The 23,891-nt window shown below is 67.4% G+C and carries 19 protein-coding genes; 11 read left to right on the forward strand and 8 right to left on the reverse strand.

Translation table 11 applies throughout. The annotated features are described in order from the left end of the window. The first annotated feature begins 38 nt into the window (after positions 1-38). Positions 39-983, forward strand: a complete 945-nt coding sequence (locus G5A07_RS08020) for a LysR substrate-binding domain-containing protein (RefSeq protein ID WP_010483735.1) — start codon at positions 39-41, stop codon at positions 981-983. Here the strand turns inward: G5A07_RS08020 and G5A07_RS08025 are convergent. Then, a complete protein-coding gene (locus G5A07_RS08025) occupies positions 922-2,301 on the reverse strand; it encodes a PLP-dependent aminotransferase family protein (protein WP_049453567.1) in 1,380 nt (459 codons plus the stop codon). The two genes, G5A07_RS08020 and G5A07_RS08025, sit on opposite strands and share 62 nt — an antisense overlap. A 132-nt stretch (positions 2,302-2,433) precedes the next feature. On the opposite strand from G5A07_RS08025, the gene G5A07_RS08030 reads away from it, so the two are divergent. The 3 genes from G5A07_RS08030 to G5A07_RS08040 all read left to right on the forward strand — a co-directional run bounded on the left by G5A07_RS08030 (position 2,434) and on the right by G5A07_RS08040 (position 5,254). Continuing rightward, positions 2,434-3,297 carry a DMT family transporter gene (locus G5A07_RS08030; protein ID WP_010483731.1) on the forward strand — a complete coding sequence of 288 codons (864 nt, stop codon included), beginning with the start codon at positions 2,434-2,436 and terminating at the stop codon, positions 3,295-3,297. 158 nt (positions 3,298-3,455) lie between these two features. Then, a complete protein-coding gene (locus G5A07_RS08035; RefSeq protein ID WP_010483729.1) occupies positions 3,456-4,337 on the forward strand; it encodes an SDR family NAD(P)-dependent oxidoreductase in 882 nt (293 codons plus the stop codon). Between the two features lie 38 nt (positions 4,338-4,375). Then, a complete protein-coding gene (locus G5A07_RS08040) occupies positions 4,376-5,254 on the forward strand; it encodes a LysR substrate-binding domain-containing protein (RefSeq protein WP_191863127.1) in 879 nt (292 codons plus the stop codon). A gap of 13 nt (positions 5,255-5,267) precedes the next feature. Here G5A07_RS08040 and G5A07_RS08045 read toward each other — a convergent pair whose 3' ends face one another. Beyond that, entirely contained in the window at positions 5,268-6,167 is a 900-nt protein-coding gene (locus tag G5A07_RS08045) for a LysR substrate-binding domain-containing protein (protein ID WP_029379891.1), read from the reverse strand. A 106-nt stretch (positions 6,168-6,273) separates the two neighbouring features. On the opposite strand from G5A07_RS08045, the gene G5A07_RS08050 reads away from it, so the two are divergent. Beyond that, on the forward strand, positions 6,274-7,791 hold the full coding sequence (locus G5A07_RS08050) for an MFS transporter (protein WP_029379890.1): 1,518 nt from the start codon (positions 6,274-6,276) through the stop codon (positions 7,789-7,791). Here the strand turns inward: G5A07_RS08050 and G5A07_RS08055 are convergent. The 3 genes from G5A07_RS08055 to G5A07_RS08065 form a co-directional block, all read right to left on the reverse strand. Continuing rightward, positions 7,775-9,868, reverse strand: coding sequence for a TonB-dependent siderophore receptor (locus G5A07_RS08055; RefSeq protein WP_191863128.1), 2,094 nt, complete (start codon positions 9,866-9,868; stop codon positions 7,775-7,777). The two genes, G5A07_RS08050 and G5A07_RS08055, sit on opposite strands and share 17 nt — an antisense overlap. A gap of 98 nt (positions 9,869-9,966) precedes the next feature. Continuing rightward, positions 9,967-11,343, reverse strand: a complete 1,377-nt coding sequence (locus G5A07_RS08060) for an ATP-binding protein (RefSeq protein WP_100050534.1) — start codon at positions 11,341-11,343, stop codon at positions 9,967-9,969. Next, complete coding sequence (locus G5A07_RS08065) at positions 11,330-12,013, reverse strand: response regulator transcription factor (RefSeq protein ID WP_010483717.1); 684 nt, start codon at positions 12,011-12,013, stop codon at positions 11,330-11,332. Before G5A07_RS08065 ends, G5A07_RS08060 begins: the two co-directional genes overlap by 14 nt. Before the next feature lie 156 nt (positions 12,014-12,169). Here G5A07_RS08065 and G5A07_RS08070 point away from each other — a divergent pair, with 156 nt between their 5' ends. Beyond that, positions 12,170-13,345, forward strand: coding sequence for an efflux RND transporter periplasmic adaptor subunit (locus G5A07_RS08070; protein ID WP_191863129.1), 1,176 nt, complete (start codon positions 12,170-12,172; stop codon positions 13,343-13,345). Between the two features lie 4 nt (positions 13,346-13,349). Then, positions 13,350-16,451, forward strand: a complete 3,102-nt coding sequence (locus G5A07_RS08075; protein ID WP_043398297.1) for an efflux RND transporter permease subunit — start codon at positions 13,350-13,352, stop codon at positions 16,449-16,451. Between the two features lie 274 nt (positions 16,452-16,725). On the opposite strand, the gene G5A07_RS08080 is transcribed toward G5A07_RS08075, so the two are convergent. Then, the gene (locus tag G5A07_RS08080) at positions 16,726-17,130 is read right to left on the reverse strand and encodes a GFA family protein (RefSeq protein WP_019336934.1); all 405 of its coding nucleotides are present in this window, start codon (positions 17,128-17,130) and stop codon (positions 16,726-16,728) included. Positions 17,131-17,301: 171 nt separating this feature from the next. On the opposite strand from G5A07_RS08080, the gene G5A07_RS08085 reads away from it, so the two are divergent. Next, complete coding sequence (locus tag G5A07_RS08085; RefSeq protein ID WP_125437402.1) at positions 17,302-18,276, forward strand: DUF4105 domain-containing protein; 975 nt, start codon at positions 17,302-17,304, stop codon at positions 18,274-18,276. Then, the gene (locus G5A07_RS08090) at positions 18,276-20,297 is read left to right on the forward strand and encodes an alpha/beta hydrolase (protein WP_049410240.1); all 2,022 of its coding nucleotides are present in this window, start codon (positions 18,276-18,278) and stop codon (positions 20,295-20,297) included. Before G5A07_RS08085 ends, G5A07_RS08090 begins: the two co-directional genes overlap by 1 nt. A gap of 38 nt (positions 20,298-20,335) precedes the next feature. On the opposite strand, the gene G5A07_RS08095 is transcribed toward G5A07_RS08090, so the two are convergent. Further along, entirely contained in the window at positions 20,336-21,757 is a 1,422-nt protein-coding gene (locus tag G5A07_RS08095; protein ID WP_191863130.1) for an MFS transporter, read from the reverse strand. 29 nt (positions 21,758-21,786) lie between these two features. Between G5A07_RS08095 and soxR the strand changes: the two genes are divergently transcribed. After that, positions 21,787-22,221, forward strand: coding sequence for a redox-sensitive transcriptional activator SoxR (gene soxR / locus G5A07_RS08100; protein WP_019336938.1), 435 nt, complete (start codon positions 21,787-21,789; stop codon positions 22,219-22,221). Positions 22,222-22,294: 73 nt separating this feature from the next. Here the strand turns inward: soxR and G5A07_RS08105 are convergent, their stop codons facing one another. After that, positions 22,295-22,897 carry a short chain dehydrogenase gene (locus G5A07_RS08105; RefSeq protein WP_010483701.1) on the reverse strand — a complete coding sequence of 201 codons (603 nt, stop codon included), beginning with the start codon at positions 22,895-22,897 and terminating at the stop codon, positions 22,295-22,297. Positions 22,898-22,995: 98 nt separating this feature from the next. Between G5A07_RS08105 and G5A07_RS08110 the strand changes: the two genes are divergently transcribed. Then, positions 22,996-23,871, forward strand: a complete 876-nt coding sequence (locus G5A07_RS08110) for a LysR family transcriptional regulator (protein WP_049481362.1) — start codon at positions 22,996-22,998, stop codon at positions 23,869-23,871. The last annotated feature ends 20 nt before the right edge of the window (positions 23,872-23,891 follow it).

Here is a 23,891-nt window from a genome sequence, read left to right on the forward strand (position 1 = left end):
GAATGGCATCCTGAAGTCTACATCTGTGGACGTTGCAAATGCTCAACCTCAACGATCTGGCCCTGTTCGTGACCGCAGTGGAGCAGGGCGGTTTCGCCGCAGGCGGGCGCCATCTGGGCCTGCCGCGCTCGACGTTGAGCAAGCGCGTGGCGCTGCTGGAAGAACACCTCGAGGTGCGGCTGCTGCAGCGCAGTTCGCGCCGCTTCGCGCTGACCGAGGTCGGCCAAGAGTTCTTCGAACGCGCACGCGCGGCGTTGTCGGAGGTAGAGGCTGCGGAGGCCATTGTCCGCGACCGCCAGGCCGAACCCAGCGGCACCGTGCGCATCAGCGCTTCGATTCCGGTGGTGCAGGGCGAGCTCGCCGCGTGCCTGCCCGCGTTGGCCCGCCGCTATCCGCGGCTGCGCATCGAAGTTGAAGTGAGTGATCGTTTCATCGATCTGGCGCAGGAGGGCATCGACATCGCCCTGCGCAGCCACTTCGGTCCGCTGCCGGATTCCGGGTTGGTGCAGCGAATGCTCGGTAGCGAACGCATCGTGCTGGTGGCGTCCCCTGGTTATCTGGCAGCCGCGCCGGCAGTGGACACGCCCGAGCAGCTACGCGCGCATGCCGGCCTGCTGACCGCGCGCCATGCAACGCGCTGGACGCTGCACAGCGCCGACGCCGGCACCGTGCAGGTGGAGCCGCAGGTGGCGCTGGTCGGCAATGAATCGCAGCTGCTGATCGCGGCGGCAGAAGCGGGTCTTGGCATCACCGTGCTGCCCTACAGCCTGTGTGCGGCGGCCATCGCTGCTGGCCGCCTGCAGCAGGTCCTGCCGGCGTGGCATGCCGGCGAAGTCACCACCAGCGTGCTGCTGCCGCATCGTCGCGGCCAGCTGCCGGGCGTGCGCGTGGTGGTGGATGCGCTGGTCGCGCATTACCAGCTCAACGCAGCGCGCGTGCCAGTACCTGCCAGATCCTCGGGTCCTGGCACTGCGAGACGTTGAAACGCACATAGTCGGCCGCGCGCTGCGATTGGCTGAACGCGTTGCCCGGGGCCAGCACGATGCCTTCGCGCAGGCACTGCCGTGCCAGCGCAGCAGCATCGCGGCCATCGGGAAGCTGGCACCAGAGGAACAGGCCGGCTTCCGGTTGCAGCCACGGCGTGATGCCCAGCGTGTGCAGTTTCCGCAGTGTGTGCCGGCGCGCATCGGCCAGGCGCGAGCGCACCGATTGCATGTGGCGGCGATAGCCACTGTCGGTCAGCGCGATGTGCATCAACTGCATCGCCAGATGGCCGCCGCCGAAGCTGGTGGCCAGCTTCAGGTCGGTCAGCGCTTCGATCCAGTCGTGGCGTGCAGCGATGTAGCCACAGCGCGAAGCGGCCGACAGGGTCTTGGAGAAGCTGCCGACGTGGATCACCCGCGACAGCCCATCCAGCGCAGCAAGGCGCGGTGCCGGCTGCAGTTCGAAGTCGGCGAAGATGTCGTCCTCGACGATGATCAGTTCGCTGCGTTCGGCCAGCCCCAGCAGCCGATGCGCGGTGCTGGCCGAGAGCACTGCGCCGGTCGGGTTGTGCAGGCCCGAGTTGGTGATGTACAGCCGCGGCGAATGCGCCTGCAGTGCCTGCGCGAACGCCTCCAGGTCCGGGCCGCTGTGCGTGTACGGCACGCCGATGGCCTGCACCTGGTGCGCCTTCAGCAGCGCGTGGTAGTTGAAGTAGCTTGGATCATCCACCAGCACGCAGTCGCCGGGCTTGAGCAGGAAACGGCAGAGCAGATCGACCGCGTGCGTACCGGATTCGGTCAGCAGGATCTGCTCAATCGGTGCATCAATGCCCAGCGCCGCGCTGCGCCGTTGCAGCAGCTGGCGCAATGCGGGCAGCCCGAGCGGACCGGCGTAGTCGACCAGCTGCATGGCATCGGCACGCGCCAGTCGGCGCAGGCCGCGGCGCACGCCGTCGTGATACAGCCAATCACTGGGCATCCAGCCGCAGCCCGGCTTGAGGTGGCCCGCCGGCGTTTCCAGCGATTGCCGCGACACCCACAGCGGGTCCACCGCGCGGTCCAGGCGTGGTTCCATTTCGGCCAGGGCGAGCGGTGCGGCCGGTCCACTGACATAGAAGCCGGAACCGGCACGCGCGCTGATCAGCCCTTCGGCGGCGAGGCGCTCGTAGGCCTCGACCACGGTGGAGACCGACACGCCCATCGCCGCCGCCTGCGCACGCACCGAGGGCAGGCGTGAGCCGGGGCCATCCACCCGCGCGCCGATGCGGGTACGGACGGCCTGGATGACCGATTCGATGCGGGTAAGCGGGCGCGTCATGGCGAAAGTGTGCTGTAAGTGTGGGCAGTACAGTTATTTGAAACTGTACTGGATTGTAGCTGGGGGGCGCGGGCCGCAGGTGCTTCCATGGAGACCCCGCCGGGCACCGCCCGGCACCCCGGGAGTACAGACGTGGAACGGTCGGCGAGTGGTTGGATCAATGGCTTCATCGGTGTGGTGATCTTTGCCGGCTCGTTGCCGGCCACCCGCCTGGCCGTGCTGCAGCTGGACGCCGGGTTCGTTACCGCCGCGCGCGCCACCATCGCCGCCATACTCGGCCTGGGCCTGTTGCTGCTGTTGCGCCAACCCTTTCCGCGACGCAGCGACCTGCCCGGGCTGGCGGTGGTCAGCCTTGGCGTGGTGGTCGGCTTCCCGCTGCTGACCGCGCTTGCCCTGCGCCACGCCTCATCAGCGCACACCATCGTGTTCCTCGGCCTGTTGCCGCTGAGCACTGCGGTGTTCGGCGTACTGCGCGGTGGCGATCGGCCGCGCCCGGCGTTCTGGCTGTTCTCGCTGCTGGGCAGCGCCTGCGTGGTCGGCTATGCCGCGCGCAACGGCATCGAGGCCTCGTTGCAGGCCGACCTGCTGATGCTGGCGGCGATCGTGGTGTGTGGACTGGGCTACGCTGAAGGCGGTCGGCTTGCCCGTGATCTCGGCGGCTGGCAGGTGATCAGCTGGGCGCTGCTGCTGGCACTACCGGTGATGCTTCCATTGACTGTGCTGATGCGACCGGCCTCGTTTGCAGCGGTCGACGCGTCGGCATGGTGGGCACTGGGCTACGTGGCGGTGTTCAGCATGCTGCTTGGGTTCCTGTTCTGGTATCGAGGTCTGGCACAAGGCGGCATCGCCGCTGTCGGCCAGTTGCAGCTGCTGCAACCCTTCTTCGGTCTGACGCTGGCTGCATTGCTGCTGCACGAGTCGGTCAGCCTGGGCATGGTGCTGGTGACGCTGGCCGCCGTGCTCTGCGTCGCCGGCGCCCGCCACTTCAGCCGCTGAAGAAAAAGGGGACGGAGGGGATTAAGTCGTATTTGGCACCGCTGTGCCTGAAACGACTTAATCCCCTCCGTCCCCTTTTTCGACGATAGCGTGTGCGTATCGTGGTGTGCGGCCAATGGTATTGGCCCTATCAGTGGCGTGTGGCTGAAGCTGTGCGAATGAAGCCGATTTCCCGAATTTCCTTTGAGGGCCAGGTCGGCCTGGTGACGGGCGCCGCCGGTGGGCTGGGCTTGGCCTACAGCCGACTGCTGGCCGAACGTGGTGCGCACGTGGTGATGCATGACGTCGGTGCCGGCACCGATGGTTGTGGCCATGACCCGCAGCGCATCCAACGCAGTGTCCAGGCGCTGCAGGCGCAGGGCCATTCCGTGCAGGCCGTGTCCGGGCGCATCGATCATCGCGCGGGGTGCGGCGCACTCCTGCAGGACCTGCTGCACCAGCATGGGCGCATCGACTTCCTGATCCACAACGCCGGCTGGGTCGAATACCAGGCCTTGGAAGTGATCACGGACGAAGCGCTGGATCGGATGCTGTGCCTGGCGGCGAAGACGCCGCTGTGGCTGGCGCAGGCGGTGTGGCCGGCGATGCGCGCGGCGGGCGGGGGCCGCATCGTCATCACCACCTCCGATCGCGCGCTGTATCCGCAGTACGCACAGCGCGGACTGTCTGCCTATGCGATGGGCAAGCTGGCCGCGCTTGGCCTGGTCAATGTGCTGGCCCTGGAAGGCGCCGAGCACGGCATCGTGGTCAATGCGGTTTCGCCGGTAGCGAAGACGCGCATGTGGGGCATCGAAGGCGAACCCGACGAACTGCATCCGGACGCCGTTGCGCAAGGAGTGGCCTATCTGGCATCCACGCGCTGCCAGGAGGGTGGGTGGGCACTGCGTGCCAGCAACGGGCAGTTCCATGCACTGCGCCTGCAGGACGCCGCGCATGTAGCCTACCCGCGCGATCTGCGTGCGGTCAGTGCGGACAGCATCGAGTCGGTGGCCCTGCAGTGGCCGGCCATCGCGCGCGCCAGCGTGGACCAGCGTGGTTGAGGGCGTACCCTAGGCAGGTTCCTACTGTCTGCTTCGAGATGATCGACCTGCGCCTGCTTCGCCAGTTCGTGGCCGTGGCCGAAGAACTGCATTTCCATCGCGCCGCGGCCCGCCTGCACATGTCGCAACCGCCGTTGACGGCCGCAATCCGGCGGCTGGAAGATGAGCTGGGCAGCGAACTGATCATGCGCGGCAATCGCACCCTGGGCTTGACCGTGGCCGGGCAGACCCTGCTGGCGGAAGCACGGGCAACCCTGCAGCAGGCCGAACAGGCATTGCAGCGCACGCGCGAAGCGGCAGCGGGGCACAGTGGCAGTCTGCGCGTAGGTTACGTGGGAAGTGCACTGTACGGGCGCTTGCCGGGGCTGATCCGCCATTTCCGCCAACGGTATCCGCAGGTGCAGCTGCATCTGCAGGAAGCCACATCGCACCAGCAGCAGCTGTGGTTGCGTGAGCAGCGCATCGACGTCGGCGTGTTGATTCCACCGATTCCCGCAGCTGAGCTGGTGCTGCACGACTTCGACCGCGACCGTTTGGCGATTGCGCTGCCTCGTGCACATGCATTGGCCGATGCGCCGGAGGTCAGTGTGGCGATGCTGGCTGACGAGCCGTTCGTTTCCTGGCCGGCGGGCGAGGGCATCGGCTTCCATGCACAGGTGCTGGGCCTGTGCACGGCGGCGGGATTCACGCCGCGCGTGGTGCAGGAAGCACAGGGCATGCACGCGGTGTTGTCACTGGTGGCCGTAGACGCCGGCGTGGCGATCGTGCCTGCCAGCATGGCCAGCTTTCGTCCGCAGGAGATTGTCTACCGTGTGCTGGATGGCGATGCAGCGTGTTTCGCGCTTCAGTTCTGCACGTGCCCGGAACAGGCGTTGCCGGTGGTGCGCAATTTCCTGATGGTCGCGACCACCGGCTGATCCTGCGGATCGGCTATGCCTGGCCGCTGCGGAACAGATGCGCAGCGGCATAGTCGATGAACACCCGCAGCCGTGCGCTGGGGTGGCGCCCACCGGGCCATAGCAGCGAGAACTGCCCCTTGTGCGTGGGCAGCGCTGGCAGCACCTGTTGCAGGCGGCCGTCGGCCAGTGCGTCGGCCGCCAGGAAGTCGGGCATCCAGGCCAGGCCCATGCAGCCGATGGCGGCGGCCAGCACGGCTTCCATGTTGTTGCAGGTCATCGCCGTCGGAAGGCGCGCGCCGGCATCGCCTTCCACCCCCGGCAACTGCCAGGGGTGCAGCTTCCCGGTAGTCGGGTAGCGGAAGCGCAGAGCCGCATGCATGCGCAGATCGCCCACATCGCCGGGAATGCCGTGCGCCTGCAGATAGCCAGGCGCCGCGCAGAGCATGAAACGAAAGCCACCCAGGCGCCGTGCGGTCAGGCTGGAATCGGCCAGTTCGCCGCTGCGTATCACCGCGTCCAGGCCTTCGCTGACCACATCGACGATGCGGTCGTTGAAGTCCAGTTCCAGCTGCACCTGTGGGTAGCGCTGCTGGAAGCCGGGCAGCACCGGCAGCAGGAAGCGGTAGCCGATGGTGGGCAGACCGATGCGCAGCAGCCCGCTGGGGGCGTGCTGTCGCTGCGCGAGGTCTGCCTGCGCTTCGGAAAGTTCATCCAACGCACGCCGGCAGCGTTGCAGCAGCAATTCGCCTTCGTCGGTGAGGTGCACGCGGCGGGTGGTGCGATGGAACAGGCGGGTGCCGAGTTCCTGCTCAAGGCGGGCGATACGCTTGCCGACCGCCGAGGCGGACAGGCCGAGCACGCGGGCAGCGCCGACGATGCTGCCGGCTTCGGTGGTACGGACGAAGGCAAGCAGGGCGGAGATGGAGTCCATGCGGGCATGATTGCGGAACATCTGGCCGCAATCAACGTCCATCCAGCCTGTTTTTCAGCAATACCGGCCTGCCCATCATCAACGCCCCTGATGGATGGAGGCCCACATGGCCCCGGTTTCGATACGCCCTATACCCGTCCGCATGCAGCAGCACTGGACGCTGCTTGCGGTCTGCCTGGCCGCGCTGGCGCTGCCGTTGTCCTTTTCGGCCGGTGCCGTCGCGGTGCCGGTGCTGGCTCGTTCTGCGGGGGCCTCGCCCACCGCGTTGGCCTGGGTGACCAATGCCTTCATGCTGACCTTCGGCAGCCTGCTGCTTGCTGCCGGTGGCCTGGCCGACCGCTACGGCCGTCGGCGGATGTTCCTGACGGGCACGGTCGGATTCACCGCTGCTACGACCGCTGTATGCGTGGCCCCGACGCTGCTGTGGCTGGATCTGGCGCGCGGCCTGCAGGGCGTTGCCGCCGCCGCCGCGCTGGCCTCGGGCACTGCGGCGCTGGCGCAGGGCTGGCAGGGGCCGGCGCGTGGCCGCGTCTTCGCCCTGCTGGGCACGACGTTCGGTGCGGGGCTGGCGCTTGGGCCGTTGCTGGCGGGCCTGCTGCTGCAGGCACTGGGATGGCGCAGTGTGTTCGCAGCCGGTGGTTTACCGGCATTGGCGGCCTTCGCACTGGGCGCGCGCGTGTTGCCTGAGAGCCATGGAGAGCGCGGCCGGCTGGATGTCGGCGGCATGCTGGGTTTCAGCATGATGCTGGCGGCGCTGACGCTGGCCCTGCTGTGGCTGGGCGAATTCGGCGTGCACGCCATGCGCGTGCAACTGGCATTGCTCGCCACGCTGTTGCTCGGCGCAGCGTTCGTCTGCATCGAACGGATGCATCCATTCCCATTGCTGGACCTCTCGCTGTTCTCGCAACCGGCGTTCCTGGGCGTCCAGCTGCTACCGGTGGCGACCTGCCTCGGCTACGTGGTGCTGCTGGTGGTGTTGCCGCTTCAACTCCTGGGTGTGCATGGGCAGAGCACCACGTGGGTTGGCCTGCAGATGCTGGCCCTGTCTGCGCCGATGCTGGTGCTGCCACTGTTGGCCGCGCGCTGGGCGGGACGGATCGGCAGCGCACGGCTGTGCACTCTTGGCCTGCTGGTGTGTGCGTGCGGCCTGTATCTGCTGTCGCGGTATGCGGCCAATCCGTCGCCGCGGCAGTGGATGCCATGGCTGGCACTGATCGGCGCAGGGACGGCGTTGCCGTGGGGGCTGATGGATGGGTTGTCGGTGAGCATGGTGCCGGTGCAGCGGGCCGGCATGGCTGCAGGCATCTTCGGCACCGTGCGGGTGGCCGGCGAAGGTATTGCGCTGGCGGCGGTGACAGCAGTGCTGTCGCTGATTGCCAGCGAGCATCTACAGGGAGCATCGCCTGCATCGTTGGCGCGCGCTGGTGCCTATCTGGCCACGGGTACGCAGGCACAGGCGCAGGCACTGCTGCCGTCGATGAGCGGCGAGCAGCTGCAGCACGCCAGTGCCGAGGCGCTGGCGGTGCTGCTGCGTCTGCTGGCACTGCTGACCGCCGCATGCGCGGTGGTGTTTCACCTGCTGCTGCGGCGGCCGACATTGGCCGTGCTCAGAACCGATAGCTGATGGTGCCGGTGACCACGCGCGGGTAGCCGGCGAAGCAGTCGCCAAACGTGCGGCACGGGGCGTAGTAGCGCTTGTCGGTGAGGTTGGTGATGTTCAATGCCATCGTCCAGTCGGTCACCTGCACTTCCACCAATGCATCGGCCAGCGTGTAGCTGGGCGTGATGATGCGCCCGCCATTGCCCAGCGATACGGTGTTGCCGACGTGGCGCACGCCCAGGCCCAGGCGCAGGCGTGCGGCGTCGTCAAGCTGGAAGCCCTTGGACACCCAGGCCGAGGCCAGGTCCTGCGGGGTGTCGTTGAGGCGCTGGCCCACTTCCAGCGCGAAGTTGCTGCGGCTGACTTCGGCCTCGTTGCGGGCCACCGCGGCGGTGATGGTGAGGTCGTTGGCGAACTGGAACTGCCCTTCCAGCTCGATACCCTTGGAGCGGATCTGCCCGGTCTGCACCACGTTCAGCACGTTGTCCGGGTCGTTGGTCTGCCGGTTGGTTTCGGTGATGCGGTACGCCGCCATCGTCAGCAGCAGGTTGCGTGCCGGCTGCCACTTGATGCCGGCCTCGCTCTGGCGGCCACGCATCGGCTTGAAGGCCTGGCCGAACAGGTCCTGGCCAGTCACCGGCAGGAACGATTCGCTGTAGCTCAGGTAGGGCGATACTCCGGCGCCGAGGTCGCCGATCAGGCCGGCGCGGTAGGTGGTGGCGTTGTCGGTCTGGCTGGGTTGGCCTTCGGTCTTCGAGCGCGCATGGTCGCGGCGCGCGCCCAGCACCAGCGAGACGCGGTCGGCCCAGCGGATCTGGTCCTGCACATAGACACCCAGCTGGGTGGAGGTCTGGTCCGGCTGACGATCCCAGCCACGCACGATCGGTGCGACCGATACCGGGGTGTAGATGTCGATCGGCGTGCCGGTGGCATCCAGCCGCTGCAGCTGCTCCCTGTACTGGCTGTAGTCCACCCCGGCCAGCAGCAGGTGCTGGAAGGCACCGGTGGCGAAGTCGAACTGCAGCGCATTGTCGGCGCTGAAGATCTGCACGTCGGGGCGGGTGCCGTAGGCGGTGCGGTTGACCACGCGGCGGTCGGCATCGATGAAGGGATCTGCCGGATTGCTGTAGCTGTCCACGTACATCTGCTGCAGGGTGGTCCTGCCATCGATGTAGCGCACCGCCGAGCGCAGGCTGAGCACGTCATTGAAGCTGTGGTCGAACAGCGCGGTCAGGCTGTAGACGCGCGAATCGATGCGATCAAAGCCGGGGTGGCCGATGAAGCTGGAGGTGTCCAGGCGACGGTCTGGCGGCGCCAGCAGGGTCGCGGCCAGCGGCAGGAACTGCTGGCTGGAGCCGGTCCTGTCGTGCTGGTAGCTGGCCAGCAGGGTCAGCGTGCTGCGTTCGCCGCGCCAGCTGATCGAGGGCGCCAGGTAGATGCGGTCATCGTTGAGTACATCGGTCTGCATGTTCGATTCACGCACCAGCCCGACAAAGCGACCGGCAACCGTACCGGCATCGTTCAAGGCGCCGCCAATGTCACCCTGAAGCTGCCTGCGGTCGAAGCTGCCGAACTGCACGCCGACCTCGCCCGTGAGGGCGCCGAAGGTCGGGCGCTTGCTCATCGCATTGATGATGCCACCGGTGGCGCCGGCACCGTACAGTACCGAGGATGGGCCGCGCAGCACTTCCACCCGCTCCAGGCCATAGATTTCCGGGCGGGCGAGGGGGCTGAAACCGTAGCTGCGGCGCAGGCCATCCTGGTACTGCACGGGGTCCAGCCCGCGCACCGAGGTCGCGTCGTTGCGGGTATCCAGGCCCCAGGCATCGGCGGTGACGCCGGCGCTGTAGCGCAGCACTTCCTGCAGGTTGTGCGCGCCGCGATCGGTGAACAGCTGCTGGGTGACCACGCTGATCGCCTGCGGCGTCTCGGTCAGGGCGGTGTCGGTCTTGGTCGCGGTGCTGGCCCGCTCGGCCACCACGGTCACCTTGTCCAGGGTGCGTGCCGCCGGGCCGTCCTGGGCCTGGGCGATGGCCGAGGCCAGCAGGGTGGGCAGGGCAAGCGTGTACAGCAGCGGGCGGCGCGGCGACAGGGCGGGCATCGTCAGGAATCCGGGAAGGCGGTGACGGCGGATTATCCGGATGCTCGACTGCAAATACAAATGATTCCCAAATGCGATTGAATCGCTCGGGACAGGCGTCAGGGCAGGCCATCCGAGGCGCCGCGGATGCTCAGCCAGGCGCCGCCGCCCGGGGCGCTGCCCACACGCAGCCGGAAGCCGTGCAGGCCGGCAATGGCGGCCACTATCGACAGGCCCAAGCCGAATCCAGGTCCCTGGCCGGCACTGCTGCTGCCGCGGAAGAAGCGCTGGTAGATCAGCGTGCGATCCTGCGGCGGGATGCCGGGTCCATTGTCGATCACATCGATCCTCGGCGCGCCGTGATCATCGACCGCACGCAGCAGGATGCGGCCGTGCGCAGGGGTGAACTGCAGGGCGTTGGACAGCAGGTTCGCCACCGCTTCGAACAACAGCTCACGGTCGCCGCGCAGCAGGCCGGCCTGTGGATCCACCTGCAGCTCCAGCAACTGCTGCTTCTCTTCGGCCAGTGGCAGGTAGAACTGGTGCAGTTCCTGCAGCAGCTCGGCAAGGTCGACCTCGTCGAAGGCCGAACGCCGCTGGTGGCTTTCCAGTTCGGATACCCGCAGCAGCGCGGTGAAACGCGCCATCAGCATGTCCGTTTCCGCCAGTGCCTTGTCCAGCGGGTCGGCATGGGGATCCTGTTCGTCCAGACCGACGCGCATGCGGTACAGATGCGCCCGCAGGCGGGTGAGCGGGGTGCGCAGATCATGGGCGATGCTGTCGCACACGCCTTTGACCTCGGTCATCAGCTGCTCGATGCGTTCGAGCATGGCATTGACGATGCTCGACAGCCGATCGATCTCGTCGCGACGGTTGGATACCGGCAGGCGCTGGCCGAGGTCGCCGGCGACGATGCGGCTGGTGGCCGCTTCGATCTGCTGGATCCGCTTCAACGGGCGCCGGCGCAGCAGATGCCAGCCGACCAGGCCAGGGATGACGGTCAGCGACACACCCCACAGCAGTGCATCGAGAATGATGCTGTTGACCGCCATGAGCTTGCCGTTCTGGCGCACGAACACCAGCGTCCGCCCATCCCGGGTCGCTACGCCAAGCGCGCTGCCGCCGCTCTCGTGCTTTCCATCGACCAATGTCCAGCCTTCCACCGGATGCGAGCTGCCATCCAGCGGCAGTCCCGATGGGATGGCGGTCAGCGGTCCAGCCAATGGCGCGCCGTCGCCGCTGAACAATCCGTAGGTGTAGACCTGGTGCAGGTCGAAGCGCTGGCTGTCGCGCAACGCATCGTCCAGTGCCTGGCCGTCGAATGCCATGAACAGATGGGCACGCTGCTGCAGCCCGGATTCGGTCAGGTCATTGAGATAGTCCGAGATGCGCCAGTACATCACCCCCAGCAGCAGGCTCGACCAGGCCACGAACAGGATGCAGTACAACCCGAGCAGGCGGCTGCTGGACGAGCGCCACTGGTCAGGATTGCGCATCGAAGACATAGCCGGTTCCACGTACGGTGGTGATGGGTTGAGGGCGGCCCGGCTGCTCGATGCGCTTGCGCACGCGGCCGATGTGGACATCGATCAGGTTGGTGCCGGGGTCGAAGTGATAGCCCCAGACTTCCTGGAACAGCATGCTGCGGGTGACCACCTGGCCGGCATTGCGGACCAGGAATTCGAGCAGCTTGAACTCGGTCGGCAGCAGGCTGATCTCCTGCCCGCCACGCCGGGCCGAACGGGTCATCAGATCCAGTTCGAGGTCGCCGGCATGCAGGACACTGTCGGCAGGGCCGGCCTGGCTCTGGCGACGGATCAATACCTCCACGCGGGCCGCCATCTCATCGGAGGCGAACGGCTTGGTCAGGTAATCGTCGCCGCCTGCACGCAGGCCACGCACGCGCTCGTCCACGTCCGACAGCGCGCTGATCATCAGTACGGGCGTGACGATACCTTCGCGCCGGAGGGCCGTGACCAGCGCCAGGCCATCGATGCCGGGCAGCATGCGGTCCAGGGTGATCACCGCGTAGTCGCCCGCCCGCGCCAATGCGAGGCCGGCAGTGCCATCAACGGCAACGTCGACCTCGAAGCCATGGCTGCGCAGCTCGGTTGCGATTTCCTCCGCAGTGACAAGATCGTCCTCGATGGTGAGTACGCGCGGCATGGGCCATTGTGCAGGTTGGATGGCTGCCATCCTCGCAACCGCTCGCGGTGACTGCAAATGAAAAATGTTTCATGCGCGATTCGCCGGATTCCGCGCACAGGTCTTCTATATTCGGCGCCGAGCGTCTCCCCCCGGCGCGCGGAACCCCGGCACCCGATGAACCTCCTGCACATGCCCTTGCCATGCCATGCCCGGCCACTGCGGCTCCGGCGGCCTCTGCTGCTTGCGCTCGTTCTGCTCGGCGTGCTGTCGGCCTGCGGCAAGGATGCGCCCACGCCGGCCGGCAGGCTTCACGAGGTGGAGGTGCTGACCCTGCAGGAAAGGCCGCTGGCGATGGAACAGGAGCTGCCGGGGCGGACCATCGCATCGCAGGAGTCGGATGTGCGCCCGCAGGTGGATGGCGTGCTGGTGAAACGCCTGTTCGAGGAGGGCGAAACCGTGCGTGCCGGGCAGCCTTTGTTCCAGATCGAACCGGCCCTGTACCAGGCGGCGTTGAATCAGGCTCAGGCCAACCTGAAAACCGCCGAAGCGGCGGCAGTGACCGCACGTCTGCGCGCGCAACGGATGCAGGCGCTGGGCGGCGAGCAGCTGGCCGCGCGCCAGGACGTGGATGACGCCATCGCCAGCGGGCAGCGGGCCGCAGCCGCGGTGCAGGCGGCACAGGCGAGCCTGGATACCGCACGTACGCGGCTTGGTTTCGCCACGGTGACCGCGCCGATTGCCGGGCGCATCGGCCGTGCGCTGTTCACACCCGGGGCGCTGGTTACCTCGGGCCAGGCCAACCCGCTGGCGCGGATCCAGCAGGTCGACCCGATGAACGTGGACATCACCCAGTCCAGCAACGAGTACCTGGCTTTGCGCCGCGCCATCGCCGACGGTGGCGTGCAGGCCACCACCGCTGCGGTGCGGCTGCGCCTGTCCGATGGCAGCGCGTATCCGTTGCCCGGCACCCTGGAATTTGCCGATATCGACGTGCAGCAGGAAACCGGGAGCATCACCCTGCGTGCACGTTTTCCCAATCCCGCCGGGCAGCTGCTGCCGGGGATGTATGTGCGGGCGCAGGTGGGGCAGGGCACCCGCCAGCAGGCGCTGCTGGTGCCACAGGCTGCGGTCGACCGCAGCCCGAAGGGCGAGGCGCAGGTGTGGGTGGTGGATGAGGGCGGCAAGGCGAAGCTGCGCCTGTTCCGCACCGCGCGTGCGGTGGGCGATCAGTGGCTGGTGCTCGATGGCCTGGCCGCCGGTGAACAGGTGGTGGTGGCCGGCACGCAGGGCCTGGCCGATGGCATGGCGGTACGGGTGAAGTCTGCGCCGGCACCGGCCGGGAAGGACTGAGCAGATGCTGCCGCGCTTCTTCATCCATCGCCCGGTGTTCGCCTGGGTGCTGGCGATCTGCATCATGGCGTTTGGCGCGATCGCCGTCAGCCAGCTGCCGGTCGAACAGTACCCGGACATCGCACCGCCACAGGTCAACATCACGGCCAACTACACCGGCGCCTCGGCGCAGACGGTGGAAGACAGCGTCACCCAGGTGATCGAACAGCAGATCAAAGGCATCGATCACCTGTTGTATTTCTCGTCGACCAGTTCGTCATCGGGGCAGGCGCGCATCACGGTCACATTCGACCAGAGCGCCAACCCGGACATTGCCCAGGTCCAGGTGCAGAACAGCGTCAACCAGGCCATCAACCGGCTGCCGCAGGAAGTGCAGCAGCAGGGCGTGACGGTCGCCAAGTCGCAGGGCGACTCGCTGATGGTGGTCTCGCTGTATGACACCAGCCGGCGCATGGAACGGGTGGATGTTTCCGACTTCCTGGTCAGCAACGTGCAGGATCCGATCAGCCGCATTCCGGGTGTCGGCGAGATCAATGTGTTCGGCTCGGCGTATGCGATGCGCGTGTGGCTGGACCCGCACAAGCTGCGCGCCTACGACCTGATGCCGGCCGACGTGCGCACGGCCATCCAGGCCCAGAACACCCAGGTCACGGCCGGCGAACTGGGCGCATTGCCATCCAGCGCAACGCAGAGCCTGAATGCCACCGTCACTGCCCAGTCGCGGCTGCAGACGCCCGAACAGTTCCGCGCGATCATCCTGCGCACGCTTCCCAGCGGCGCTGCAGTGCACCTGGGTGACGTGGCACGGGTGGAGATCGGTGCCGAGAACTACCAGACCAGCAGCTATCTCAATGGCTATCCGGCGGCGGGTTTCTCGGTCACGCTGGCCTCCGGGGCCAACGCGCTGGCCACCGCGGATGCGGTCCGTGAGGAGATCGAACGCCTGCGACCAACGTTCCCGCCCGGGCTGCAGGTCGCCTATCCGCGCGACAGCACACCGTTCGTGCGGGTCTCGATCGAGGGTGTCATCCATACCCTCATCGAGGCCATCGTGCTGGTGGTCGTGGTGATGTTCCTGTTCCTGCAGAACCTGCGTGCTACGTTGATCCCCGCGATCACGGTGCCGGTGGTGCTGCTGGGCACGTTCGGCGTGCTGGCGGTCGCCGGATTCACGATCAACACGCTCACCTTGTTTGCGATGGTGCTGGCGATCGGCCTGCTGGTCGACGACGCGATCGTGGTGGTGGAGAACGTGGAGCGCATCATCCACGACGAGCACCTGCCGCCACGCGAGGCCACCGAAAAATCGATGGGCGAGATCACCGGCGCGCTGATCGGCATCACCGTGGTGCTGGGCGCGGTGTTCCTGCCGATGGCCCTGTTCGGTGGTTCCACCGGCATCATCTACCGCCAGTTCTCGATCACCATTGCATCTGCGATGGCGCTGTCGGCGCTGGTCGCGCTGACGCTGACCCCGGCGCTGTGCGCGACCCTGCTCAAGCCATCTTCGGCGCAGAAACCGCAGGGCCGCTTCTTCAGGGCCTTCAACCGGGGTGTCGAGCGCAGCCAGTTGGCCTATCAGGGAAAGCTCGGTGGCGTGGTCGCCCGGCCGCGGCGCTGGATGGCGTTCTACCTGCTGGTGGTGGTCGCCATGATTGCGCTGTACGCGCGCATGCCCACCGGCTTCCTGCCGGTGGAAGACCAGGGCCAGGTGACCTTCCAGTTCTCCACGCCGGAGGGCACGCCGATGGCGCGTACCGAAGCGCTCGGCGAGCAGATCAGCCGCTACTTCATGGAGCACGAGAAGCAGAACCTGGACGTGGTGTTCGTGGTGGTTGGCCGCAACAATGCCGGCACCGGCCAGAACGCCGGACAGGGCTTCCTCGCACTGAAACCCTGGGATGAGCGTACCGGCGACAACACCGCTGCGGCGATCATCACGCGTGCCAATGCCTACTTCCGCGGGTTGCCCGATGCCAGGGTCAATGTGCTGGCACCGCCGGCGGTGCGTGGACTGGGCCAGTCCAGTGGCTTCGAACTGTGGATGCAGGACACCAGCGCCGCCGGGCGCGTGGCCCTGCAGGCAGCGCAGGAACAGGTGGTGCGTGCGGCCGGCGAAGACGATGGGCTCACCTCGGTGCGCCTGAACGGCCTCGGCGACAAGGCCGAGCTGCGGCTGGACATCGACCATGCGCAGGCCAGCGCGCTGGGGTTGTCCCAGGCCGACATCAATTCCACCCTGTCCGCGGCCTGGGGCGGCAGCTACATCAACGATTTCCTCGATCGCGGTCGGGTCAAGCGTGTGTACATGCAGGGTGACCAGCCCTACCGCAGCGTGCCCGACGACATCGGCCAGTGGTATGTGCGCGGTGGCAACGGCCAGATGGCGTCGTTCGCCAGCTTCGCCAGCAGCCACTGGGCGCGCGGACCCCAGCTGCAGCAGCGCTTCAACGGTCTGCCGGCGATGCAGATCCAGGGCAGTGCCGCCGAAGGACGCAGTTCGGGCGAGGCGATGCAGCGCATGCAGGCGCTGATTGCGGACCAGGCGGGATTCGACCTGCAGTGGAGTGGCCTGTCCTACCAGGAGCGGTTGGCCAGCAACCAGACGCTGTGGCTTTACCTGGCCTCGATTGCCTTCATCTTCCTGTGCCTGGCTGCGCTCTATGAAAGCTGGACGGTGCCGGTGGCGGTGGTGCTGGTGATCCCCTTGGGCGTGATCGGTACCGTGCTGGCGACCACGGCGGCGGGCTTCGTCAACGACATCTACTTCCAGGTCGGTCTGCTGACCACCATCGGCCTGTCGGCGAAGAATGCGATCCTGATCGTGGAGTTCGCCGAGGCCCGCTATCGCGCGGGCAGTTCAGCGGTGGAGGCGGCGCTGCAGGGCGCACGCCTGCGCCTGCGTCCGATCGTGATGACGTCGTTGGCCTTTGTGGCCGGTGTGATTCCGTTGGCGTTGGCCACCGGTGCCGGTGCGGTCAGTCGCCGTGAGATCGGCATGAGCGTGATCGGCGGCATGGTCTCCGGCACGGTGCTGGCGGTGGTGCTGGTGCCATTGTTCTTCGTGCTGGTGCGCCGCCTCGGCCGGTCACGGCCGCAGGACTGAGGGGGGCGCGGCTGTCATCTGGCTGCCGCAGCACCATCACCCGTCCTTTGCCCAGGTGTCGCTAGCGTAGGTCGTCCCCGTCCCCCACGGAGACCTGCCATGTGGCTGCTCGATCATCTCTGGCCCGGCCGCAGACCTGTCCCTCCCCCGGTCGCTGCCGAACCACAGGCGACGCCCCGTCGGCCCTGGCTGAAACGCCCGGTGCGGGCCGGCCGCAGTGGCATGGCGCCGTGGCAGAAGGTCGCCGCACCGCCACGGCGGACGCGGCACTAGGCTAGTCGCCGCGGTCGGCCGGGTGGTTGACCCCGTCGTTGACCGGAATGATGCCCAGTGCGAACGGGTCGATGCCCTCCAGGCAGGCCACGTTGTAGCCGTACTGGTCCGGGTTGGAACGACGCCGGTGGTGGGTGTAGATGCCGCACACGCCGCAGAAATAGTGCTCGGCCACATGCGTGTTGAACTGGTACAGCTGCAGGTGGTTCTGCCCGCGCACCACCTGCAGGCCCGCGCGTGCGACGCTGGCGGCGATGGCGCCACGGCGGCGGCACATCGAGCAGTCACAGCGGCGCGGGTCGACGATGCCATCAGGCAGGTCCAGCAGCAGTTCGACCGTGCCGCAGTGGCAGGTGGCGCGATGCCGGGGTTGGACCGGAACGCCGGCCACGGAAGTGATGCCCATCGTTGCTCCTGTGAGGTGAATCTGGCCGCAGAGGCCGCCGCCGACGGTGCGCCGGCCTGCCTGAACGGGCCGTAGATGCCACGGTGAACCCGCTTGTGGCTAACTATGCGGCTTCAAGACCGCGACAGGATGCCAGTGAACGCCGCAGGACGTTGGATGACAGGAAGTGCCATGGCGCTGCTGGCGCTGTGGGTGACCGGGCTGCTGGCCTATCAGTTGCCGGGGCCGGGCTGGCTGGCCACCGGCGTCGCTGGGCTGTGGCTGCTGGTTGCGCTGTGGGCGTCGTGGCGGGTCGCGCGGGGCCGTGCCTCGCGCCGCCTGGGTCTGGCGTTCGGGGCATCGCTGGCGCTGGCCGGCCTGTGGTGGCTGCTGCTGACCCCGCGCCAGGACCGGTTGTGGGCCGATGACGTGGCGCAGCGCCTGCACGTGGTGTCCTTCGATGGCCGCCACGTCGTGCTGGACAATGTGCGTGACTTCAGTTGGCGCACCGAAACCGACTACGACGCACACTGGGTGCGCCGCGAGTACGACCTGGACCAGCTGCGCTCGGCCGACCTGGTGCTGTCGTACTGGATGGGCCCGGCCATCGCCCACACCCTCATCTCGTTCGGCTTCGAGGACGGTCGCCACGTGGTGTTCTCGCTGGAGATCCGCAAGGAGCGCGGTGAGTCGTTCTCGGCGCTGGGCGGCTTCTTCCGCAAGTTCGAGATGACCCTGGTGGCGTCGGAGGAGACCGACATCATCCGCACACGCACCAACGCGCGTGGCGAGGATGTCTACCTGTACCGCCTGCATGGCATGGACCGCACGCAGCTGAAGGAACTGTTCGCTGCGTACATCGCGCAGGCCCGCGAACTGGATGCGAAGCCCGGCTTCTACAACACGTTGACCAGCAACTGCACCACCATCGTCTTCGACCTGGCCCGTCACATCGCACCGCGCCTGCCGCTGGATTACCGCCTGCTGTTGTCCGGTTACCTGGCCGAATACGCGCAGGAGGTCGGCGCGCTCACTCCAGGCGTGCCGTACGCCGAGCTGCACGACAAGGGCCGCATCACCCAGCGTGCGCTGGACCTGGGCGATGGCCCGCACTTCTCCACCGTGATCCGCCAGGGCGTGCCCGGCACCGAGCAGGACCCGCAGTAATGACCCAACTCTTTCTGACCCGCTGGCAGCGCATGCTGCCGGCGCTGCTTGCGGCCTTCCTGCTGCTGGGCAGCAGCGGCTGTGCGATGGTGACCGTCAAGCAGGTCAAATCCAGCGATTCGCTGGTCAACAAGCGCGCGGATGTGCTCAACACCGGCAAGCTCAGCCCAGCCGCGCGCGAGACGCTCAGCGCGGCGGGCCTGGACGAGTCGCAGTGCGAGAAGGACTTTCTGGTCTGCCGCAGCACGCTGCTGATGACCGATGACCTCAATGTCGAGCAGCGGCTGTCGGCGCTGTCCGAATTGTGGGTGAAGGCCGCGCTGGCGCTGACGCCGAAGAAGACCGCAGCGGGTGATCCGCCGATGAGCGATGCGGCATTGGATGCCTGGCTGGAAGCGGCGCGTTACGCGTATGCGTATCTGTTCTACAGCGGCAGGTCCCCATCCGACCGTGCCTTCGAGGACCGGCAGACGCAGGTGCGCGACTACTACAACTACGCGGCCGAGAAGGCGGCGGTGGTGCTGTTCGTGCGCGCGCGTGCCGCTGCATTGGCCGGCGAGGACTATACGAAGCCGATTTCGGTCGGCAGCTGGTCGCTGGCCTCCAACTACCAGCAGCTGAACCTGAAGAGCATTCCCGCGCAGCTGGTGCCGGCGGGTACGGTCAGCTTCGTCGGCCTGCGCAGCACCTATCGCCGCGATGGCTTCGGTGCCGAGCTGGTGATGGTGATGGACCCGCCGAAGCTGGTCGCGCCGGTGATCGCAGCCGATGGCCCCAAGGCCGAGGCGCCGCAGGAGGATGAGGACGACGCACGCCGTGGCCGCCGCCATCGCCATGACGACTCGGTGCCTGAGTTCAGCGAGATGTCCTCGATCAACGTCACCGCACTGCTGCGTTTCGAGGGCAGCAGCCTGGAAGACGTGATGCGCACGCGCCGGGTCGAGCTGGATGCCTATTCGCCGGAAGCCACCGAGCGCATCACCCTGCACGGTGAGCAGGTACCGCTGGCCGGCAATTTCACCGCGGCCTATGGCCTGTGGCTGGCGCAGAGTGGCTTCGCCCGGCAGTCGCTGCGCACCCTGTTCGGCATGAGCGAGGGCATCGGCGAGCCGCACATCTACCTGATGCAGCCTTGGGACCCGAACCGGCGCATCATCTTCATGCTGCATGGCCTGGCCAGCAGCCCGGAAGCCTGGGTGAACCTGGCCAATGAGATCATGGGCGATCCCGAGCTGCGCCAGCAGTTCCAGGTGTGGCAGGTCTATTACCCGACCAATGCGCCGATCGCACTGAACCGCTACGAGATCGCCAATGCGTTCAACGACACGCTGAAGCATTTCGACCCCAACGGCAGCACGCGTGCATCGAAGGACATGGTTTACATCGGCCACAGCATGGGCGGTGTACTGGCGCGGCTGCTGGTGAGCGACTCGGGCGACGTGCTGTGGAATGACCTGCTGGCCAACTACGACCTGAAGGGTGAACGGCTGAAGCGGGTGCAGAACAAGCTGGGCCCGCTGCTGCATTTCAAGGCACAGCCGAACGTGGAACGCGCGATCTTCATCGCCGCACCGCACCAGGGTACCGACATCGCCGGCAACAAGGTCGGCCGCCTGATCGGTCGCCTGGTGCGCCTGCCGCTGACCATTCTCGGCAAGTTCGAGGACGTGTTCATGGCACTGGCGCAGGCCGAGCAGCAGGTCGATGGCACCGCCAAGCCGAAGATCCCGAACAGCATCGACAACCTCAAGGCCAGCGATCCGTTCGTGAAGGCCGCCGCACAGCTGCCGATCGAAGCGGGCCTGAAGTACCACTCGATCATCGCCCAGCGCAAACCGGAACTGCCGGTGGAGAAGTCCGATGACGGGCTGGTGCCGTACTGGAGCGCACACCTGCCGGGCGCATTGTCGGAGAAGGTGATCATTTCCGGCCACAGCGTGCAGGAGACCCCGCAGGCGGTGCTGGAGGTGCGGCGCATCCTGCACCGGGATATTGATGACATGGGGACTGGCACCCGGTAGTGCCGGCCGCTGGCCGGCAATCCCGCAATGCAGCGGCGTTACACCCGCCGCGCGATCACCGTGGCCAGCAGCGCCAGGCCGAAGGTGATCGCCAGGCACAGCACGTAACCGGTGTGGGGTGCGCTTTGCACGAACAGCGCGAACAGCGCGCCGGAAACCGCCAGCGCGGTGGTCACCGACAGGGCCTCGCTCAGCTGCAGTGCCGAGGTGTTGGCACCCTGCTCCTGCGGCGCCGACAACGACAGCGTCAGCACCGACAGGCTTGCGTAGATCATGCCCATGCCGAAGCCGGTCACGGCCCAGCCGAGCAGCGACACCGGCAGTGGCACCACGTTGAACAGCACCGCCAGCGTTGCGGCGATGCCGACCGTCATCATCGTCGTGCCCACCCGCAACAGCTGCTGGCGCGACCAGCCACGCTGCTGGTGACCCTGCAGCCATGAACCGGCGAACCAGCCCAGTGCGCCAAGACTGAGCGCGGCACCGGCCCAGCTGGGCGAGAGCCCGCGTTCGCGCTGCAGCAGCAGCGGCAGGTAGGCCTCGCAGGCGAAGAAGGCGGCCGCCGCGACGCCGCGCAGCGCGATCACGCTGGGCAGGCCACGGCGCAGGATCAGTGTTCCGGGCGGAAGCAGTCGATGCACGCAGAACAGCAGCGCCAGCATCGCCACGCCGATGCAGAGCAAGGCAGGCAGGCCCTGTTGCTGACCGCCGAAGTACAGCAGCAACGCGGCCAGCGAGGCACCACTGGCCCAGCGCACCACGTTGCCGCCTCCATCATCGGCGCTGCCGGCAGGACTGGGCTGCATGCGTGCCAGCGCGGGGCGCAGCAGCAGGGCCGCCGGAACCGCCAGCAATGGCACCGCCAGGAACACCCAGCGCCAGCCCAGGTGCTGCACGATCAGGCCGCTCAACGCCGGGCCGACCATCGATGGCACCACCCAACCGGCCGAGAAGGCGGCGAATACCTTCGGCCGCAGGTGCTCGGGGTAGCTGCGGCCGACCATCACATACAGCGAAACCGAGATCGCGCCCGCGCCGAGGCCCTGCAGCAGCCGCCCCGCCACCAGCATGCCCATGCGCATCGCGAAGCCGGCCAGCAGCAGGCCCAGCACGAAGCAGCCCAGGCCGTACCACAGCGGCCTGGCGGGCCCGTGGCGGTCGGCCCAGCGCCCGGCCAGGGTCATGCCGATCACGCTGGTGGCCAGGGTGCCGCCGAAGGCGAGGGCGTACAGGCGCAGGCCATCCAGCGCCTCGGCCACGGTCGGCATGGCGGCCGCTACCGCCAGGGCTTCGAAGGCATGCAGCGCCACCAACGCCACCATGCCGATGGTGGTGGCGCGGTAGCGCGGGGACAGGATCGACGTATCCGCCGGTGTACTGGCGTTGGCGGGGGCGAGCGTGGGGGTCATACGGGTCAGATGCGGGCCGCGCTTGTCAACTGGCGGCGAAGATAGCAGCATGACACCTCAACTGCAGTTGAGGTCAAGCAATGGTGTCCCAGGAACTGAGCGTTGGCGAAGTCTCCCAGCGCAGTGGCGTGGCGGTTTCCGCGCTGCATTTCTACGAGCGCAAGGGGCTGATCAGCAGCCTGCGCACCTCCGGCAACCAGCGTCGCTACAGCCGTGACGTGCTGCGACGGTTGGCCGTGATCCGTGTCGCGCAACGGGTGGGCATGCCACTGGAAGCCGTCGGCCGTGCCTTCGAAAGCCTGCCCGAGGGCCGCGCACCGACCAAGGCCGACTGGGCCAAGCTGTCCGCGCGCTGGCGCACCGAGCTGGAGGAGCGCATCCACATGCTGGAATTGCTGCGCGATGAACTGACCGGCTGCATCGGCTGTGGCTGCCTGTCACTGCAGCGTTGCCGCCTGGCCAACCCCGGCGACGTCCTCGGCGAACGCGGCGACGGCCCGATGCGCTGGGAGTGACCCACGAAAACGGGACGGAGGGGATTATGTCGTTTGTGCATTAACGACTTAATCCCCTCCGTCCCCTTTTTTCTTACCAGACCGTGATCGTCTCGCCGCTCTGGATGCCTTCCACTGCACGCTGGAAGGCCAGCGCCGCGCGCTGCGCGCTCACGGCTTCGAAGCCCGGGAAGTAGGGGCCGTACGCCGCCATCGATTCGATCAGCACGTTCGGGCTGACCACGTTGATGCGCAGGCCGCGCGGCAGCAGTTCCAGTGCTGCCGCACGCACGAAGCCTTCCAGTGCGGCATTCACCGCGGTGGCGTTGACGCCGTCGCGGATCGGTTGGGCGCTGATGATGCCACTGGTCAGGGTGATCGAGCCGCCGGCGTTGAGGTGGTGCTGGGCGGCCAGTGCCAGCCGCACCTGCCCCAGTAGCTTGTCCTGCAGCCCGATGTTGAACTGTGCTGGCGTCATCTGCTGCAACGGGCCGAAGTGCACCGAGCCGGTGGTGGAGATCACCGCATCGACCGGGCCGGTACGCGCGAACAGTTCGGCGACGCTGGCGTCATCGGTCAGGTCCACTCGGAGTTCGCCGCTGCTGCGGCCGGCGGCGAGAATCTGATGCTGTTGGCCGAGCTGGCGGGCGACTGCCTGGCCGAGGGTGCCGCTGGCACCGACGAGGAGGATCTTCATGGCCGTTCCTTGCGTGGGGGAGTGAGCGCAGTCTGCGCCGTCACGGTGCGGTTAGGTAAGCGGCGTATGCTTCGCAGATTCCTAACTCTGGATTAGCAATGGATACCCTTCGCTGCATGCAGGCCTTTGTTGCCGTGGCCGAGCGCGGGAGCTTCGCAGGGGCTGCCGAACAGCTGCAGGTGTCGGCGGTGATGGTCGGCAAGTACATCCAGCAGCTGGAGGCGCACCTGGGCACCGCGTTGCTGCAACGGAACACCCGCCGCCAGCGCCTGACCGAAGCCGGCAGCGCCTACCTCGCTGGGTGCCGGCAGGTGCTGGAGCAGGTGCAGCAGGCCGAGGCCGACGTGGCCGGACTGCAGATACAGCCACGCGGGCTGCTGCGGGTCAGCGCACCCACCACCTGGGGCAGCTGCGTGCTGGCGCCACAACTGGCCGGCCTGCTGCGCGCGCAGCCGCAGTTGAACATCGAACTGGATCTGAGCAACCGCCGTGTGGATCTGATCGAGGACGGCTTCGACGTAGCGATCCGGGTCGGGCCACTGCCGTCGCAGGAAGTGGTGGCGCGGCCGCTGCCACCGTATGCGATGAGCCTGTGTGCGGCACCGTCCTACCTGCGCCGGCGCGGCACGCCGCGTACGCCCGCGGATCTGCAGGGGCATGATTGCCTGAGCCACCTGGCCTGGCGCGGCGGCCATGGTTGGCAGCTGGCCAACGGCGAATACGTGGACTGGGAGGCGCGCCTGACCTGCAATGACGGGTTCGCGCTGCGCGAAGCGGCGGTCGCCGGCGCGGGGCTGGTGTTGCAGCCGACCGCATTGCTGGCCGGTGAGATCGCGGCAGGGCGGTTGAAGCCGCTGCTGCGCGACTACCTGCCCGAACCACGGCCGATGCACCTGATCTACCTGCCCGACCGCAGGCCGCGTCCGCGGTTGCAGTGCTTCGTCGATTTCGTCATGACCACATTGGGGCAATGAGCATCCACGCCAGGCGTGGA

Origin of the sequence: Stenotrophomonas sp. AS012628, from assembly GCF_010608305.1 — a bacterium.
Taxonomy (GTDB): Bacteria; Pseudomonadota; Gammaproteobacteria; order Xanthomonadales; family Xanthomonadaceae; genus Stenotrophomonas; species Stenotrophomonas geniculata.

Coding starts and splice junctions, on each gene's coding strand:
- G5A07_RS08020 (WP_010483735.1), top strand. CDS start 39: ATGCTCAACCTCAACGATCTGGCCCTGTTCGTGACCGCAGTGGAGCAG.
- G5A07_RS08025 (WP_049453567.1), bottom strand. CDS start 2,301: ATGACGCGCCCGCTTACCCGCATCGAATCGGTCATCCAGGCCGTCCGT.
- G5A07_RS08035 (WP_010483729.1), top strand. CDS start 3,456: ATGAAGCCGATTTCCCGAATTTCCTTTGAGGGCCAGGTCGGCCTGGTG.
- G5A07_RS08040 (WP_191863127.1), top strand. CDS start 4,376: ATGATCGACCTGCGCCTGCTTCGCCAGTTCGTGGCCGTGGCCGAAGAA.
- G5A07_RS08045 (WP_029379891.1), bottom strand. CDS start 6,167: ATGGACTCCATCTCCGCCCTGCTTGCCTTCGTCCGTACCACCGAAGCC.
- G5A07_RS08050 (WP_029379890.1), top strand. CDS start 6,274: ATGGCCCCGGTTTCGATACGCCCTATACCCGTCCGCATGCAGCAGCAC.
- G5A07_RS08055 (WP_191863128.1), bottom strand. CDS start 9,868: ATGCCCGCCCTGTCGCCGCGCCGCCCGCTGCTGTACACGCTTGCCCTG.
- G5A07_RS08060 (WP_100050534.1), bottom strand. CDS start 11,343: ATGCGCAATCCTGACCAGTGGCGCTCGTCCAGCAGCCGCCTGCTCGGG.
- G5A07_RS08065 (WP_010483717.1), bottom strand. CDS start 12,013: ATGCCGCGCGTACTCACCATCGAGGACGATCTTGTCACTGCGGAGGAA.
- G5A07_RS08070 (WP_191863129.1), top strand. CDS start 12,170: ATGAACCTCCTGCACATGCCCTTGCCATGCCATGCCCGGCCACTGCGG.
- G5A07_RS08075 (WP_043398297.1), top strand. CDS start 13,350: ATGCTGCCGCGCTTCTTCATCCATCGCCCGGTGTTCGCCTGGGTGCTG.
- G5A07_RS08080 (WP_019336934.1), bottom strand. CDS start 17,130: ATGGGCATCACTTCCGTGGCCGGCGTTCCGGTCCAACCCCGGCATCGC.
- G5A07_RS08085 (WP_125437402.1), top strand. CDS start 17,302: ATGGCGCTGCTGGCGCTGTGGGTGACCGGGCTGCTGGCCTATCAGTTG.
- G5A07_RS08090 (WP_049410240.1), top strand. CDS start 18,276: ATGACCCAACTCTTTCTGACCCGCTGGCAGCGCATGCTGCCGGCGCTG.
- G5A07_RS08095 (WP_191863130.1), bottom strand. CDS start 21,757: ATGCTGCTATCTTCGCCGCCAGTTGACAAGCGCGGCCCGCATCTGACC.
- soxR (WP_019336938.1), top strand. CDS start 21,787: ATGGTGTCCCAGGAACTGAGCGTTGGCGAAGTCTCCCAGCGCAGTGGC.
- G5A07_RS08105 (WP_010483701.1), bottom strand. CDS start 22,897: ATGAAGATCCTCCTCGTCGGTGCCAGCGGCACCCTCGGCCAGGCAGTC.
- G5A07_RS08110 (WP_049481362.1), top strand. CDS start 22,996: ATGGATACCCTTCGCTGCATGCAGGCCTTTGTTGCCGTGGCCGAGCGC.